14 protein-coding genes are annotated in these 14,599 nt (G+C 74.4%); 7 read left to right on the top strand and 7 right to left on the bottom strand.

Going from position 1 to position 14,599, the window contains the following annotated elements:
• The first annotated feature begins 19 nt into the window (after window positions 1–19).
• The 5 genes from Cco03nite_RS07775 to Cco03nite_RS07755 all read left to right on the top strand — a co-directional run bounded on the left by Cco03nite_RS07775 (window position 20) and on the right by Cco03nite_RS07755 (window position 5,460).
• Window positions 20–1,558, top strand: a complete 1,539-nt coding sequence (locus tag Cco03nite_RS07775; protein WP_203690356.1) for a serine/threonine-protein kinase — start codon at window positions 20–22, stop codon at window positions 1,556–1,558.
• Window positions 1,559–1,563: 5 nt separating this feature from the next.
• Window positions 1,564–2,151 carry an FHA domain-containing protein gene (locus tag Cco03nite_RS07770; protein WP_203690348.1) on the top strand — a complete coding sequence of 196 codons (588 nt, stop codon included), beginning with the start codon at window positions 1,564–1,566 and terminating at the stop codon, window positions 2,149–2,151.
• 60 nt (window positions 2,152–2,211) lie between these two features.
• Window positions 2,212–2,964 (top strand): DUF4184 family protein, encoded by a 753-nt coding sequence (locus tag Cco03nite_RS07765; protein ID WP_203690339.1) that lies wholly within the window; start codon window positions 2,212–2,214, stop codon window positions 2,962–2,964.
• Between the two features lie 74 nt (window positions 2,965–3,038).
• On the top strand, window positions 3,039–4,025 hold the full coding sequence (locus tag Cco03nite_RS07760; protein ID WP_373314220.1) for a phosphotransferase family protein: 987 nt from the start codon (window positions 3,039–3,041) through the stop codon (window positions 4,023–4,025).
• 64 nt (window positions 4,026–4,089) lie between these two features.
• Complete coding sequence (locus Cco03nite_RS07755; RefSeq protein WP_203690337.1) at window positions 4,090–5,460, top strand: alpha/beta hydrolase domain-containing protein; 1,371 nt, start codon at window positions 4,090–4,092, stop codon at window positions 5,458–5,460.
• Window positions 5,461–5,551: 91 nt separating this feature from the next.
• On the opposite strand, the gene Cco03nite_RS07750 is transcribed toward Cco03nite_RS07755, so the two are convergent.
• Window positions 5,552–5,938 (bottom strand): DUF488 domain-containing protein, encoded by a 387-nt coding sequence (locus tag Cco03nite_RS07750; protein ID WP_203690335.1) that lies wholly within the window; start codon window positions 5,936–5,938, stop codon window positions 5,552–5,554.
• Between the two features lie 129 nt (window positions 5,939–6,067).
• On the opposite strand from Cco03nite_RS07750, the gene Cco03nite_RS07745 reads away from it, so the two are divergent.
• Window positions 6,068–7,051: a hypothetical protein gene (locus Cco03nite_RS07745; RefSeq protein ID WP_203690334.1), complete on the top strand. Its 984-nt coding sequence runs from the start codon at window positions 6,068–6,070 to the stop codon at window positions 7,049–7,051.
• Window positions 7,052–7,067: 16 nt separating this feature from the next.
• Here Cco03nite_RS07745 and Cco03nite_RS07740 read toward each other — a convergent pair whose 3' ends face one another.
• The 3 genes from Cco03nite_RS07740 to Cco03nite_RS07730 form a co-directional block, all read right to left on the bottom strand.
• Window positions 7,068–8,033, bottom strand: a complete 966-nt coding sequence (locus Cco03nite_RS07740; protein WP_203690332.1) for an acyl-CoA desaturase — start codon at window positions 8,031–8,033, stop codon at window positions 7,068–7,070.
• 93 nt (window positions 8,034–8,126) lie between these two features.
• Window positions 8,127–8,330, bottom strand: coding sequence for a cold-shock protein (locus Cco03nite_RS07735; RefSeq protein WP_155368292.1), 204 nt, complete (start codon window positions 8,328–8,330; stop codon window positions 8,127–8,129).
• A 264-nt stretch (window positions 8,331–8,594) separates the two neighbouring features.
• The gene (locus Cco03nite_RS07730) at window positions 8,595–9,758 is read right to left on the bottom strand and encodes a cellulose binding domain-containing protein (protein ID WP_203690330.1); all 1,164 of its coding nucleotides are present in this window, start codon (window positions 9,756–9,758) and stop codon (window positions 8,595–8,597) included.
• Window positions 9,759–10,031: 273 nt separating this feature from the next.
• On the opposite strand from Cco03nite_RS07730, the gene Cco03nite_RS07725 reads away from it, so the two are divergent.
• Entirely contained in the window at window positions 10,032–10,784 is a 753-nt protein-coding gene (locus tag Cco03nite_RS07725; protein WP_239167194.1) for an SDR family oxidoreductase, read from the top strand.
• An 11-nt stretch (window positions 10,785–10,795) separates the two neighbouring features.
• Here the strand turns inward: Cco03nite_RS07725 and Cco03nite_RS07720 are convergent, their stop codons facing one another.
• The 3 genes from Cco03nite_RS07720 to Cco03nite_RS07710 form a co-directional block, all read right to left on the bottom strand.
• Window positions 10,796–11,299: a ribosomal protein L7/L12 gene (locus Cco03nite_RS07720; protein ID WP_203690326.1), complete on the bottom strand. Its 504-nt coding sequence runs from the start codon at window positions 11,297–11,299 to the stop codon at window positions 10,796–10,798.
• A gap of 133 nt (window positions 11,300–11,432) precedes the next feature.
• Entirely contained in the window at window positions 11,433–13,763 is a 2,331-nt protein-coding gene (locus Cco03nite_RS07715) for an FtsX-like permease family protein (RefSeq protein WP_203690324.1), read from the bottom strand.
• Window positions 13,760–14,524 carry an ABC transporter ATP-binding protein gene (locus tag Cco03nite_RS07710; RefSeq protein ID WP_203690322.1) on the bottom strand — a complete coding sequence of 255 codons (765 nt, stop codon included), beginning with the start codon at window positions 14,522–14,524 and terminating at the stop codon, window positions 13,760–13,762. Before Cco03nite_RS07710 ends, Cco03nite_RS07715 begins: the two co-directional genes overlap by 4 nt.
• Window positions 14,525–14,599 lie beyond the last annotated feature (75 nt).

The raw sequence follows: 14,599 nt of genomic DNA, 5'->3' as shown, positions 1-14,599 counted from the left end.
GGTCGTTAGAATGCCGGCGATGACGTTGGACGCCGGCCGCGGTGACGGGACACAGTGGACCGGCGCGCCCGCGCCGGTCCTGCATCCTGGCGATCCGCGGCAGGTGGGCCGGGTGCGGCTGCTCGGGCGGCTCGGCGCGGGCGGCATGGGCGTGGTGTTCCTGGGCCGGGACGACACCGGCCGGCAGGTGGCCGTCAAGGTCATCCGAGCGGACTACGCCCGCGACCGGCGGTTCCGGGCCCGGTTCGCCGCCGAGGCCGCCGCCGCCCGCCGGGTCGCGCGCTTCTGCACGGCGCAGGTCCTCGACGCCGGCGCCGACGGCGACGTCGCCTACCTGGTCACCGAGTACATCGACGGCCCCACGCTCACCGCCGCGATCGGCGCCGACGGGCCGATGCGCGGCTCCACCCTGGACAGCCTGGCGATCGGCATCGCCGCCGCGCTCAACGGCATCCACGCCGCCGGGGTCGTGCACCGCGACCTCAAGCCCGGCAACGTGCTGCTGTCCCGGGTCGGGCCGAAGGTCATCGACTTCGGCATCGCCCGCGCGCCGGACGGCCTGGCGAGCCTCACCGAGTCCGGTGACCTCGTCGGCACCCCGGCCTACATGGCACCCGAGCAGTTCCGCGGCACGGCGAGCACGGCCACCGACGTCTTCAGCTGGGGCGCGGTCGTCACCTTCGCCGCGACCGGCCGCCTCCCGTTCGGGACCGGCACGCCGTACGAGCTGATGCACCGCATCACGGCCGAGGCGCCTGACCTCGGCGGGCTGGAGCAGCCGCTGCGCGGGCTCGTCAGCCGCGCGCTCGACAAGGACCCGGGCCGGCGTCCGACCGCCCGGGACCTGCTGCTCGCCCTCGTCGGCGACGTCGCCGACCCGATCGACGCCAGCACGCAGCTCCTGTCGACGAAGTGGACGCCCCCGCCCGCGGCCGCCACCCGGGTCGGCCCCGCGCCGACCAGGCTCGACGACGGCGGCCCGGCGGGACCGCTGCTCGGCCGGCCCCTGGTCGAGCGGGCGGCGGCCGGACGGTCCCGGCGCACACCGGCGCTGCTGGCGACCGCCGCGGTGGCCGTCGCGGCCGTCGCGGCGGTGGCACTGCGCGGCTCGCTGGGCGCTGATCCCGCCGACGGCCGCCTCGGCGCCACGCCCGCCACCTCGACCGGCCGGTTGCCGTCCGCCCCGGGCGGCCCGGCGGCGTCGCCGTCCGCGCGGCCGCAGGCGGCGGCGTCGTCCGGTTCGGGCACCGAGCAGGCTCCCCGGCCGATCAGTCTTGGTGAACGGGTCCCCGAGCAGGGCAGCCTGTCCGTCGGCATAGGCGAGACGACCCGCTACCGGCTGCACCTCGCCACCGCGCGCAGCGTCTACCTGACCGGTCACGAGTGCAACGATCTGGTGCCCTGGCAGCTGTCCCGGGCGGACGGCACCGCCGTCGTGTCCGCCAAGCTCGCCTGCCGGCAGTTCGGGCCGTACACCCTCCCGGCAGGCGACTACGACCTGCGCATCGGGGGGCGCGGTGTCGGCGGGAAGTACGCCCTGACGGTGACAGGAGGGTGAACGGCATGACAGCCCACCTGGAGATGTGGGGACCGGCGGGAGTGTCGATGATCCCGCTCGGCGGCGACCGGATCACCCTCGGCAGCTCCGACTCCAACGACGTCGCCGTGCCCGCCGACCGCATCATGTCGCGGCTGCACGCCGTCTTCGAGCACTATCCGGCCGGCTGGTGCGTACGCGACCTCGGCTCCCGCAACGGGACCTTCGTCAACGGCCGGCGCATCTGGCAGGAGCACGCCCTGGCCGACGGCGACGAGATCCGCGCGGGCGCGTCCCGCTTCGTGCTGAGGTCGGGCCGGGTGCCCGCCGGGCAGGTCACCGAGGCGGGCGCCGCGCCGCCGGAACTCACCGGCCGCGAACGCGACGTGCTCGTCCAGCTGTGCCGGCCGCTGCTGGACGGCGCGCTGTTCACCGAGCCCGCGTCCAGCCGCGAGATCGCCGCCGCGCTCGTCGTCACCGAGGCCGCGGTCAAGCAGCACCTGCTGCGCCTGTACGAGAAGTTCGGCATCTCCGGCGAGGGGGAGAAACGGCGCGTACGCCTGGCCAACGAGGCGATGGCCCGCAACGCGATCACCCGCACCGACCTCGGCTGAACCGGGGTCGCCGGAGCAGCGGGGGCCACCCGGGCTCCCGGTGCCACGTTAGGGTGGGCGATGCCCTTCACCGGAGGCCACCCGGCCGCTGTCCTGGCCCTCGCCCGTTGGGGGCTGCCAGGTTCGGCGCTCGTGATCGGCGCCATCACCCCCGATCTGCCGATGATGCTGCCGTTCCCCGAGGTCGTCCACTTCGGACATACCCCGTGGGGCCTGGTCACCTCGGACCTGGTGCTCGGCACGATCGTCTTCGTCCTGTGGCAGTCGGTGTTCGCTCCGGTGGCGCTCGCCGTCGCGCCGCACACCATCGCCGCCCGCGTTCCGCGCGACGCTCCCCGGGGACTCGCCTTCCACCGCGCGTCGTGGGACCGGGCCGCCCGCGTGCTCGTCGCGATCCTGATCGGCGCGGCGACCCACCTCCTCTGGGACGGCATCACCCACGACTGGATGTGGGGACCGCAGTACGTGCCGTGGCTGGCGGCTCGGCACGGCTCGCTGCTGGGCTGGGAGTGGGCGCAGCGGGTCAGCGACGTCACCGGGACCGCGATCGTCGCCGGGTGGATCGTCGCCTGGTGGCGTCGTGCACCCGTACGCGCGGACGCCGTCGTGCTGCCGCTGCGGCTGCGGGTGCTGGCCTGGTCGGTGATCCTGGTCCCGGCCGCGGCCGGGTTCCAGTACGGGCTGCTCACGAACTCCCTGTTCGCCGCGTTCGCCTGGGGTGCCGGGCCGGGCACCGGGGGCCTGCTCGCCGTCACCGCGGTCTGGTGGTCGCGTTCACGGCGAACGGGTGACCCGGGCGTCGCCACGGCTTGACCCGCCGCGACCGCCAATCCGGTTGCGGACGCGCGCACCTGAGGGCATCCTCTACCCGGACCCGGGAGGCGATCTTGGAACGGCGGTTCGTCGAGCGCGAGCAGATGGCCGCTCTCGTACGCGCGGCCTTCGGCGCGGCGCGGCGGCCGGTCGACGTCGTCCGGCTCACCGGCGGCAGCAAGAAGGGGGTGTACCGGCTCACCCTCGACGACGGCGGGTCGGTGATCCTCTACGTCTGGGGCGCCGACGAGAACTACTGGCCCGAAGGCGGCGACGACGTCGCCGATCCGTTCGCCGACGCCTCGGGCGCGGACCTGTTCGAGGCGAGCCGCGCGCGGTTCGACGCCCTCGGGGTCCGCACGCCCCGGCTGTACCTGATGGACCGCAGCGGCAGCCACCACCCGGCGGACGTGGCCCTCGTCGAGGACGTCCGGGGCGGCACGCTGGAGGCGCTCCTCGCCCGTGACCCGCAGGGGGCTGAGGCGACGCTGCAGACACTCGGTGCGGCGCTGCGGGCGATGGCGCGGCACCGGAGCCCGCACCTCGGCAAGGTCGCGCTCGTCGCGAACGGGACGGCCCCGCAGGACCGCAGGCCGGAGCAGGTCGTCCTCGACCGGGCCCTGCGGCACCTGGCGAGCGCCGCCGAACGCGCCGAGCGCCTCCGGCCGTCGCGGAGCCGGATCGAGGACCTGGTCCGCGAACGTGCCGCCGCCGTACGGCCGCGCGAGGAGTACGGCCTGATCCACGGTGAACTCGGACCCGATCACATCCTCGTCGACGGGCGGGGACGGCCCGTGCTCATCGACATCGAAGGCGCCATGTTTTTCGACGTCGAATGGGAGCACGCGTTCACGGGCATGCGGTTCGGCAGCGCGTACGCACCGCTGCGGCAGCCCGGCCTCGACCCCGCCCGCCTGGACCTCTACCGGCTCGCGCACTCCCTGGCGCTGATCGAGGGCCCGCTGCGCATCGCCGACGGCGACTTCCCCGGCCGTGAGTTCATGCTCGGCATCGCGGACTGGCACATCGAGCAGGTGCTGGCGGCCGCCGGGGCGCGCTGAACACGATCGACACTGGTGACATCGCCGATGCGGGCGCGGGCGCGGCTGGCCAGGATGCTGCTGTATGAAGCATCGTCGCTTGTGCCGCGCGGCCGTGGCCGCCGCTGTGATCGTGACGCTCGTCCCGGCCGTGCCCGCGGTCGCCGCCGAGCGCTCGCCCGTCCCGGTTCCGGTGGTCTCCGCGCCGATCCCGGGCACGGTGCCGGGCGACCGGCTCGCGCCCGCCGTCGAGGACACCTACCCGTTCTTCTCCACACCCGACGACCTGGCCGCGAAAGGCTACGTCGAGCAGGAGTTCCACCTCTCGGGCGTCGCCGACGGCTGGGACACGTCGGGCAACCAGGTCGCCACCGACGTGCCCTACCGGACCCGGATCGTGGTGCGCCGCCCGGCCGCCGACCGCGCGTTCAACGGCACCGCGCTGGTCGAGTGGCAGAACGTGACCGCCGGCTACGACCTGGACGCGCTGTGGAACGGCGCGGCCATGATGCGCGCCGGGTACGCCTGGATCGGCGTGTCCGCCCAGCGGGTCGGCGTCGACCAGCTGCGCGGCTGGAGCCCCGCGCGGTACGGCGCCCTCGACGTCACCGGCGGCGGGCGGTACGTGGCCGACGAGCTGTCGTACGACATCTTCGCCCAGGCCGCCAAGGCCCTCGGCGTGCGCGGCAACGGCGCACCGCTGGGGCGGCTCGACGTGCGCACCGTGCTCGCGATCGGCGCGTCGCAGTCCGCCGCGCGGATGACCGTCTACTACCAGAGCATCCTGCCGAAGGTCGAGCCGGTGTTCGACGGGTACGCCTTCATCGTCGGCAACGCGCCGACCCGGGTGGGCCCGGAGCCGGTGTTCCAGGTGCTGTCCGAGACCGACGTGCGCACCCCCGTCCGGCCGTCGCCGGACACCGACCGGTTCCGCCGCTGGGAGGTCGCCGGCGGCGCCCACTCCGGCTGGCGCGGCCAGCAGTACCGGGCCCCGATCTCGGTCCGCGACCTCGGGGCGGCTCCGGTCTACGACTGCGCCCAGCCGCCGTTCAGCCGGGTCCCGGTCGACCACGCCACCGCGGCGGCCTACGACCACCTGGTGCGCTGGGTCCGCTCGGGCGTCGCGCCGCCGACCGCGCCGCCGCTGCTGTTCAACGCCGACGGCACCAAGGCCCGGGACGAGCTGGGGCTGGCCCTCGGCGGCATCCGGTATTCGCAGGTGACGGTGCCGACGGCACGCAACACGGGCGACAACGCCGGGCAGTCGTTCTGCTTCCTGTTCGGCAGCCACCAGCCGTTCGACGAGGCCACCCTCGACGGGCTGTACCGCACCCGGGGCGGCTACGTCGCGAAGGTCGTGCACGCCGACCTCGGCAACGTGCGCTCCGGCTACCTGCTGCCGGCCGACGCCCTCGGCAATCTCCGCGACGCGCTCGCCTCCGGCGTGGGCGGGTGAGCCGCAGCGCTCACCGGGTCACCGCGCCGGCCTGCGCACCCATCAGCTGACCGGCCCGGACGGGCTGACGCGGCGCGCGACCCGCGCCGCGTCAGCCCTTTGCCGTCAGGTGCCGGGCGAGCACGTCGACGTGGCTGCCGGGGAACTCCTTCACCGCGGTCAGCAGGGTCACCGGGCCGTCGTGCAGGGCCCGGCGCAGCCCGGCCAGCGCCTGCTGCGCGGCGGGGTCGTCGAGTTCGGCCTCGTAGCGGGCCACGAACTCGGCCTGGCGTGCGTCCGGAGCCTCGTGATACCAGCGGCGCAGCTCGGTGGACGGGGTCAGCTCCTTGGGCCACAGCGCGATCTCCGCCCGCTCCTTGGCCAGGCCGCGCGGCCACAGCCGGTCCACGAGCACCCGCAGGCCGTCGTCGGGCGAGGGCGGGTCGTACACGCGGCGCATCCGCAGGTTCGCCGCCGGGGCGGTGCGTCTTGTCGGCATACGCCCATTGTCGCCACGGCGCGGGCTCGCCGAGGTGCGATGTCGGACGTGTCGCATGGGGGATGGCGACCGTCGATGGCGGACCGTACAGTCACCGGCAGTCATGTCGCGTCGACCCGAGGATCGGTCATGTCGTCGAAGCTCGCGCCGTTCGCCCCCGCGGTCAACACGCTCGCCGCCGTGGTGGTGCTGGTCGCCGCGGTGCCGCTGCTGGGTTGGGGCGCCGACACCGGCACCGCGCACAGCCACACGGTGACGGATTCGACGAGCTGGCTGCTCTGGCGGGCCGTCGGCGCGGCCAGCCTGCTGCTGTTCCTCGTCGTCGGCTCCCGTGGCGTGGCGCAGCTCCGGCAGAGCCGTCGTGAGTCCGATCCGGCCGGCCGGCGTCGCATCACGGTGTTCACCTGGCTGGCGCTGCTCTTCGTCGTGGTGACCGCCACCGCGGTCACCCTGGGCGCACGCGCCGTGGCCGCGCACCGTGAGCCGGTGCCGATCGGCTACGGCAGCGTACGGACCTCCGGCCTGGTCGCCATCGGCGCGCTCGCCCTGGTGCCGTGGCTGGCGCAGGTCTGGCTGGTGCACGCGCGCATCCGCGACCTCGGCCGGGAGATCAGCCAGGTGTCGATCGAACCCACCACGGCGCAGACCGGTCCGTCGCCGCTGTACGCGCCGCTGCAGCAGCTCCTCGCGCTCTGGGAGGTGATCACACGCTGCGTCCTGGCCTTCGCGCTCACCGTCGTCGCCGCCATCGTCACCACCGGAGCGATGCGCAGTGTCACCCTGGAGGCGTTCCCGCCCCCGAAGGACGGGCCCGACCCGTTCCCGTCGAGCTACGTGCTGCTGTACGGCGCGGCGTTCGCGTTCCTGCTGCTGCTGGTGACCGTGCCGATGATCGCCGCGTGGCGGGCGCGGGCGACCCTGGCCGTCGAGGCGATCGTGCCGATCCCGGACACGCTCGCCTTCGACCCCGCCTGGGACGACCAGCGCAAGCGGTGGGAGGGACTGCTGCAGCTGGACGTCTCGCTGCTGCGCTCGCCGCTGACCGCGCTGAGCGTCTTCGCTCCGCTGGCCACCAGCGCTCTGGCGGCGTTCCTGCCCGAACTGGCGAAGTAGCCCGCGAAGCGAGGCGCTATCGAGCGCGCTTGGCGTCGAGCCGCTCGGGCACCGGCCAGCGCACGTCCCGGGCGAGCCCGAGCTTCTCGAAGATCCAGATGAGCCGGGCGGCGGGGTCGAGCTGGCCGCGCAGCACGCCGTGCCGCGCTCCGGTCGGATCGGCGTGGTGGGAGTTGTGCCAGCTCTCGCCGAAGGAGAGAAGCGCCAGCGGCCAGAAGTTGGTGGCCCGGTCCTTGCTGACGAAGGGGCGCTCGCCGACGACGTGGCAGATGGAGTTGACCGACCAGGTGACGTGGTGCAGCACGGCCATCCGGACCAGCCCGGCCCAGAAGAACGCGCTCAACGCGCCCACCCAGGTGCCGGTGACCAGGCCGCCGATCAGGGCGGGGGAGAGCAGCGACACCGCGACCAGCGGGCCGAACAGGCGGTCGACCACCTGGATGTCGCGGTCGGCGACCAGGTCGGGGGCGAACCGGGCCCGGTTGCTCACCTCTCGCCGGAACATCCAGCCGATGTGGGCGTGGAACAGCCCCTTGAGCACCGCGGTGACGCTGGTTCCGTAGCGCCAGGGGGAGTGCGGGTCGCCTTCCCGGTCGGAGAAGGCGTGGTGGCGGCGGTGATTGGCGACCCACTGGGTCGGCGAACCTTCGACAGCCAGCGATCCGGCCACGGCCAGCGCGACGCGCAGCCCGCGGCGTGCCTTGAACGATCCGTGGGTCAGGTGGCGGTGGTACCCGGCCGCGATGCCGAAGCCGCTGACCAGGTAGGTGGTGATCGCCAGGGTCAGGTCGACACCGGACAGGCCCCAGCCCCAGGCGATCGGCATGGCGGCGAGCAGGGCGAGGAACGGGGTGACCACGAAGATCCAGATCGCGATCGCGCCCGCTCTGCTCTGCGGCGCGGCGAGCATCGGTTTCGGTCCCTGCACGGTACGGGGGACATCGAGGTGATCGACGACTGCCGTCGGAGTGGTCGCGCCCATGCGACTCCTGTCTGAGATCCGGTGGTGGGTTCGAGCAGGCCGGTAACGACATGGCCGGGAGCCCGACGGGTTCCCGGCCATGATCAGGTTTGCTCAGAGGACGCGAACGCCCGCCGCCTGGGGGCCCTTCTGGCCCTGCACGATGTCGAACTCGACCTTCTGGTTCTCCTCGAGGCTGCGGAAGCCGTTCGACTGGATCTCGGAGAAGTGGACGAAGACGTCGGCGCCGCCGCCGTCGACGGAGATGAAGCCGAAGCCCTTGTCGGCGTTGAACCACTTCACGGTGCCCTGTGCCATGTTTTCCTCCTAGGAAGTGGGGCCGCACTCTGCGGCGCCCAGCCGTTGTCCCGGCGGCAACATCCGCCCCAAGAGGAAGACGAAACCACCCGCGTGACCTGATTCGCGGGCGTCAAAAGATCAACTACTGAACACGCAAAATCACGACTGAATGAGTACAACTCTCCCATACGCGTGACCATTCCCGGCAGGCGGCTCCAAATTTACGGAAACCGCAGGCCGGGGCAGGTCGGAGGGGTGGTTGGCAGAATAAGATCGTCGATGTCAGGACAGCGTGCAGCGCACCGTCGGCACCTCGTTGGCGACGTTGTTCCAGCCGGCGAGGAAGCCGAAACTCGCGGTAGCGCCGGCCGCCAGGCTGCCGTTGTAGCTCACGTTGCGCGCCGTGACGCCGGTTCCGCTCTGGGTGAGGGTGGTGCCCCACGACTGGGTGATCTGCTGCCCGCCGGCGTACGACCAGACGGCCGTCCACGCCGAGGAGGCTGCCGCGGAGCTGTTGCGCACCGTCACCTCGCCTTGGAAGCCGCCAGCCCACTGGGAGACCACCCGGTAGGTGGCCGTGCAGGCGCCGCCGGTCGAGCTCGGCGATGGCGTCGGGCTGGCCGACGGGGAGGCCGAGGGGCGAGGGCTGGCCGACGGCGACGGGGAGGCCGACGGACTGGGGCTGGCCGAGGGCGTCGCGGAGGCGGACGGCGTCGCGCCGCCGAGCACCTGCGCGAGCGCCGGATACCAGCGGTCGGCCATCTTCTGGTGGCCGGTGTTGTTCGGGTGCACCCCGTCGCCGGTGTCGACCGCCGGGTCGAAGCCGGTCCACTGGTCGACGACCGTGATCGGCGACTGCGCCGTGCTGAGGCCGGCCGCCCAGCCCGGGATCGCGCTGTTGAACTCCACGATGTCGGCCGGGCAGGTGGAGCAGCTCGACGCGCTCATCGGGATGATCTTCGCGACGATGATCCGCATGTTCGGGTTGGCGGCCCGCATCTGCCCGATCAGCTTCGTGAACGCGGCCAGCTTGGTCGCGGTGGAGATGTAGTGGCCCCACATGTCGTTGGTGCCGAGGTGCATGAGCACGACGTCCGGCCTGGCCGCGCTGAGCCAGGGCGGGAGCTGGTTGTTGTCGGCGATGCCGGTGGCCGAGTAGCCGCCGTGGCCCTCGTGGTCCCAGTCGTAGGAGTATCCGGGGTTGCAGCCGCCGCCGTCGGACACGCCGCCGACGAAGTCGATGCCGGTGTACCCGGTCGTCTGCAGTCGGTGCCAGAGCATGGCACGCCAGCAGCCGGTGCCGGCGGTGATGGAGTCCCCGAGCGCCATGACGCGCACGGGTGCGGCCGCGGACCGGGCCGGTGGGGCCGCGGCGAGCACGGCCGCGCCGAGCAGGGCCGTGAGCAGTGCTGCGAGCAGGGAGTACGGGACGGATCTGCGGAACATGGGCATCCCCTTGGGAGTGGTGCGGTCAGGGATGCGGTCGCCGCGGATCGGGTCGCGTCGAGCGGCCGGTGCTGGAGCGGATTCATTGCATAGAGGGCGGTCGTTGTCTGGACGGGAACGTACACGATGGGGCGCTGGGAGCGCTACCACAGCAGGTGCGCGGTCCGCGGCCTCCTCCGGTACGGCACCGGTCGAGGGTCGTGCGCGGCTACGCTCCGGGAAGGCGGGCTGAGCCGATCGCCGTCAGCGCCGCGTACCGGCCGAGGAGGAATCGTGGCAGCCGCATCCACCGCCCCGCGCGAGCCCGTCCTGTCCGGCGCGACCGTCGTCGTGATCGGCGGCAGCGCCGGCATCGGCCTGGAGACCGCCCGGCTGGCCCGCGCCGAGGGCGCCGAGGTCATCCTCACCGGCCGCGACGCCGACCGGCTGGCCCGGGCCGCCGCGGACCTCGGCGCGCTGCGCAGCGCGGCGTTCGACGCCACCGACCCGGCCGCGCTCGAACGCTTCTTCCAGGACCTGCCCGGACCGGTCGACCACGTGCTGATCACGGCCGGCCGGCCCTACTACGGGCTGCTCGCCGACATGGACGTCGAGCGGGCACGACGCTCGTTCGACGAGCACATGTGGCTGCCCATCAACGTGGCCCGGCTGGCCCCGGGCCGGGTCCGGCCCGGCGGCACGCTCATCTTCATGGGCGGCACCGGCTCGCGCCGCCCGCACCCGGGCCTGACGGTCGCCGCGATGGGCACCGCGGCCCTGCCCGCGATGACCGCCAACCTCGCCCTGGAACTCGCGCCGATCCGGGTCAACCTCATCGCCGCCGGGTTCGTCGACACGCCGCTGTCGGCGGAACTGCTCGGCGACGACCTCGACCAGCGGCGCGAGCAGCTGCGCGCCACGCTGCCGATCCGCCGCGTCGTCGGGCCGGCCGACGTGGCAGCGCTCGCCGTGCACCTCATGACGAACACGGCGCTGACCGGGGCGACGTACGACATCGACGGCGGGCAGCAGCTCCTGCCCGGGTGACGGACCGCAGGTCAGAGCCCGTCGACGACGTCCTTCGCCTCGCGCAGGCCCAGCCCGGTGTGCTGGCGTACCAGCTTGATCGCCTCGATCGCTCGGCCCTGCCGCTTGAGGTCGCGGGCGTCGGTCATCAGTGCCGGCCCGAGCAGCGGATCCGCCGGCCGTCCGGCCGCCGCCGACAGGCCCGACTTCGGCAGGGCAGGCGTGCCGCCGGCCGCGATCAGCTCGACGGCCTTGACCGCGTCGGCGAGAGACGCCCCGGTGGCGTCGCGCCACAGCTTCACGGCAGGGATCTTCTGGCGCTGGTTCATCAGCATCCGCACCTGCTGCACGAGGAACTCGGCCTCCGGCGCGCCGGCCCCCGCGGTGCCGGCGCCGCTCGCGCGGGCGTGCTCGGCCTCGCGGGCGGCCATCGCTGATCCGAGCAGATCGGTCGAGTCGCGGCGGCTCCGCCGGCCGAGCAGCAGAGCGATGACGACAAGCAGCACCACGATGACGGCCAGCAGGATCTCGGTCATGGCGCACACGGTAGCGGGCGCCCGCCCGTCGCCGTCGGCGTCCGGCGGGCGGTGAACGGCCCGCGCCGAGAGTCGACGCGGGCCGTTCACGGGACCTGCCGCCGGCCGTGGCCGGGAGCGGGTGCGCGGCGGGTCATCCCGACCGGTGGGCCGACGCCCGCCGGGTCGCGGTCAGCGTCGCGGCCACCGCCACGGCGGCCGTGGCCAGCACCGTCGCCACCAGCACCGGCCAGTGCAGGCGCAGCGCAACCGGCACGCCGACCTCCTCCGCCAGCCCGCCGGCCATGCCCAGCAGCGGCGGGATGGTCACCGCCAGGCCGAGGCCCGTGCCCAGCGCCACCACCAGCAGCGCCTCGGCCGCCGCATAGCGCAGGGTCTGCCGTGGTGTGGCCCCGGCACGGCGCAGCACGGCCAGGTCAGGGCGTCGGCTCTCGGCCGACATGGCCATCGTGTTGACGACCGCGATACCCGTGTACCCGACGGACAGTGCGATCAGCACCGTCGCGAACAGCCACAGCAGCCGGGTGTCCTCGCTGCTCTCGCGGTCGGCGTACGCCTTCGCGTCGAGCACCTCGACGCCGGGCAGCCCGGCCGGCGCGGCGGCGTCCACCCCGATCACCGCTCCGGCCAGGGCGGACGGGTCGTGCCGGCGGACCAGCTCCCGCGGCAGGATGAGGTCGTCGTCGACCTGCCCGTCGGGGGTCAGCTTCGCGATGGTCAGCCGCTCGGCGTTCCCGTCGGCGAAGACGACGCTGAGGGTGTCGCCGACCCGCACGCCGAGGGCGTCGGCGACGTCGGCCGCCACGCTGACCGGGGCGGTGGCGGTGCCGAACGCGGCGATGGACAGGCCGTTGGCGTACACCCGGGTCGGCAGGACCGCCCGGCCGCCCGCGGCGGCCTCGGTCAACCCGGGGGTGCCGTCCGGCACCGCGACGGTGATCCCGGCCAGCTTCGCGGCCTGCCCGGCCGGGTACGCCTCCCGCATGGTGGAGACCATGCCGGACAGCAGCACCGCGAACCCGACCGTGGCGATCACCGGGGCCGCGGTGGCGGCGGTGCGCCGGGCGGCGGTCAGCGACTCGGCCCGCACCAGCATCGGCCCGGCTCCCCGGGCGCCGCGCAGCGGCCAGGAGACCAGCCGCACCAGCGGCGGCACCAGCACCGGGGCGAGCAGGGCCGCGGCGGCGGTCAGTGCCATCGCGGCGAACAGCGCCGAGTTGACGCGCTCGTCGGCCGCGGCGGCGGCGGTGCGGATCGCCAGGAAGCCGCCGAGCAGCAGCGCGCCGCCGCCGAGCAGCCAGCGGCCCGGCCCCATGGCCCGCGCCTCGACCGAGGCCTCGCGCAGCGCGTCCATCGGCGGCACCTTCGCGGCGCGGCGTCCGGCCGCGTACGCGCCGACCAGCGCGACCCCGACGCCGACCGCGACCGCCGCGAGCACCGGCAGCAGCTGCGGCCGGACCTCCAGTCCCGGCTCGGCCAGGCCCCACCGCACCAGCAGCCCGCCCGCCGGACCGGCCGCCGCGGTGCCCAGCAGCGCCCCGGCGACGCCACCGGCCGCCCCGACGAGCATCGCCTCACCCAGCACGAACCGCCGGATCTGGCGCGGGGTCGCCCCGACGGTGCGCAGCAGGCCCAGCTCACGCCGCCGCTGCGCGACGTTGAGCGCGAACGTCGACGCGACCACGAACACGGTCACGAACACGGCCAGGCTCGCCATCGCGATCAGCAGCTGGGTGCCCAGCCAGCGGGTCTTGGCCTGCTGCACCGGTTCCAGCGCGGCCCGCTGCTCGCCGGTCGCGACCACGGCCCCGGTCGCGACGTCGCGCGCGGCGGCGGCGGCACCGGCCGGATCGGCCCCGTCCCGCAGCAGCAGCCCGATCACCGGCACGCCGGGCGACAGCCGCGCCGCCTCGGCATCGGACACGTACACGCCCGGCCCGCCGACCAGCCCGGTGACGATCACCTCCGCCGGGCCGCCGGCGGTCAGCAGCGTGGTGCGCGCGCCGACCGCGAGCCCGGTCGCGACGTCGGCGGCGACCTGCCCGGCGGCGGCCGGGGCCACCCCCTCGACCAGCGGGTACGCGCCCAGCGCGGCGCTGGACCAGCCGTGCCCGGCCCCGGCGTCCTCGGCGTCGCCGACCGGCTCGCCCCCGATGACGAGCTGCGCGTAGAACGAGCGGTCGGGCACCGCCGCGGCGACACCGGGCAGCCCGGCCAGGCGTCCGGCGAGCGCGGCGGCGTCGGAGCCCGTCCACGGCCGCACCCCGCTGCCGACCCCGGCCGCGTCCGGCGCGACCGGCCCGTGCACCAGCACCGGCGCGGCCGCCAGCCGCTGGGGTGTGCGCGGCTGCGCCGAGACGTGCACGAGCAGCGCCATCGCGATCAGCGCCACCCCGAGGGTGAGGCCGGCGAACGTGCCGGCCAGCGACGCGGCCCGGCCGCGTACCGCCGCGAGCGCGATCATCGCTGCTCCAGGCGGGCCATCAGGCCGGCGATCTGCTCGGCGCGGCCGGGCACCTGGGCGGCCCCGCCGAGCCGGTCGGCGATCCGCCCGTCGCGCAGGAACACCACCTCGTCGGCGTACGAGGCGGCGACCGGGTCGTGGGTGACCATCACGACCGTCTGCCCGTGCCCGTCCACGGCGGCCCGCAGCAGGCCCAGCACCTCGCGCGAGGCCGCGGTGTCCAGTGCGCCCGTCGGCTCGTCGGCGAAGACCACGTCCGGGCGGGTGATCAGGGCACGGGCGATGGCGACGCGCTGCTGCTGCCCACCGGACAGCTCGGCGGGCCGATGCGTCGCCCGGTCGGCCAGGCCCACCTCGGCGAGCGCGGCCCGCACCGCCGCCGCTGCCGGACGGCGGCCCGCCAGGCGCAGCGGCAGCTCCACGTTCTGCGCCGCGGTCAGCGACGCGACCAGGTTGAACGACTGGAACACGAAGCCGATCCGCTCCCGGCGCAGCACGGTGCGCCGCTGCTCGTTCAGCCCGCCCAGGTCGACCCCGCCGACGCGGACGGCGCCCGAGGTCAGCCGGTCCAGCCCGGCGGCGCACTGCAGCAGGGTGGACTTGCCGGACCCCGACGGACCCATGACCGCGGTGAAGGTCCCCTGCGGGAAGGCCAGGGTCAGCTCGTCCAGCGCCGTGACGGCCTGGGCTCCGGTCCCGTACACCTTGCGGGCGCCGGTCAGCCCGACCGCCTCGGCGGCGGGGGATGGTGTGATCGTCATGCGGTCCAGTCCACTCGTGCGTCGGCCCCGGCGCATTGGCGTGGACGGGACTTCGGAGGTAGTGCGTGCACTACC

The sequence above is a fragment of the Catellatospora coxensis genome (assembly GCF_016862635.1).
Lineage (GTDB): Bacteria > Actinomycetota > Actinomycetes > Mycobacteriales > Micromonosporaceae > Catellatospora > Catellatospora coxensis.
This window is presented reverse-complemented; position numbering and strand designations above follow the sequence as displayed.

Coding starts and splice junctions, on each gene's coding strand:
- Cco03nite_RS07775 (WP_203690356.1), top strand. CDS start 20: ATGACGTTGGACGCCGGCCGCGGTGACGGGACACAGTGGACCGGCGCG.
- Cco03nite_RS07770 (WP_203690348.1), top strand. CDS start 1,564: ATGACAGCCCACCTGGAGATGTGGGGACCGGCGGGAGTGTCGATGATC.
- Cco03nite_RS07765 (WP_203690339.1), top strand. CDS start 2,212: ATGCCCTTCACCGGAGGCCACCCGGCCGCTGTCCTGGCCCTCGCCCGT.
- Cco03nite_RS07755 (WP_203690337.1), top strand. CDS start 4,090: ATGAAGCATCGTCGCTTGTGCCGCGCGGCCGTGGCCGCCGCTGTGATC.
- Cco03nite_RS07750 (WP_203690335.1), bottom strand. CDS start 5,938: ATGCCGACAAGACGCACCGCCCCGGCGGCGAACCTGCGGATGCGCCGC.
- Cco03nite_RS07745 (WP_203690334.1), top strand. CDS start 6,068: ATGTCGTCGAAGCTCGCGCCGTTCGCCCCCGCGGTCAACACGCTCGCC.
- Cco03nite_RS07740 (WP_203690332.1), bottom strand. CDS start 8,033: ATGGGCGCGACCACTCCGACGGCAGTCGTCGATCACCTCGATGTCCCC.
- Cco03nite_RS07735 (WP_155368292.1), bottom strand. CDS start 8,330: ATGGCACAGGGCACCGTGAAGTGGTTCAACGCCGACAAGGGCTTCGGC.
- Cco03nite_RS07730 (WP_203690330.1), bottom strand. CDS start 9,758: ATGTTCCGCAGATCCGTCCCGTACTCCCTGCTCGCAGCACTGCTCACG.
- Cco03nite_RS07720 (WP_203690326.1), bottom strand. CDS start 11,299: ATGACCGAGATCCTGCTGGCCGTCATCGTGGTGCTGCTTGTCGTCATC.
- Cco03nite_RS07715 (WP_203690324.1), bottom strand. CDS start 13,763: ATGATCGCGCTCGCGGCGGTACGCGGCCGGGCCGCGTCGCTGGCCGGC.
- Cco03nite_RS07710 (WP_203690322.1), bottom strand. CDS start 14,524: ATGACGATCACACCATCCCCCGCCGCCGAGGCGGTCGGGCTGACCGGC.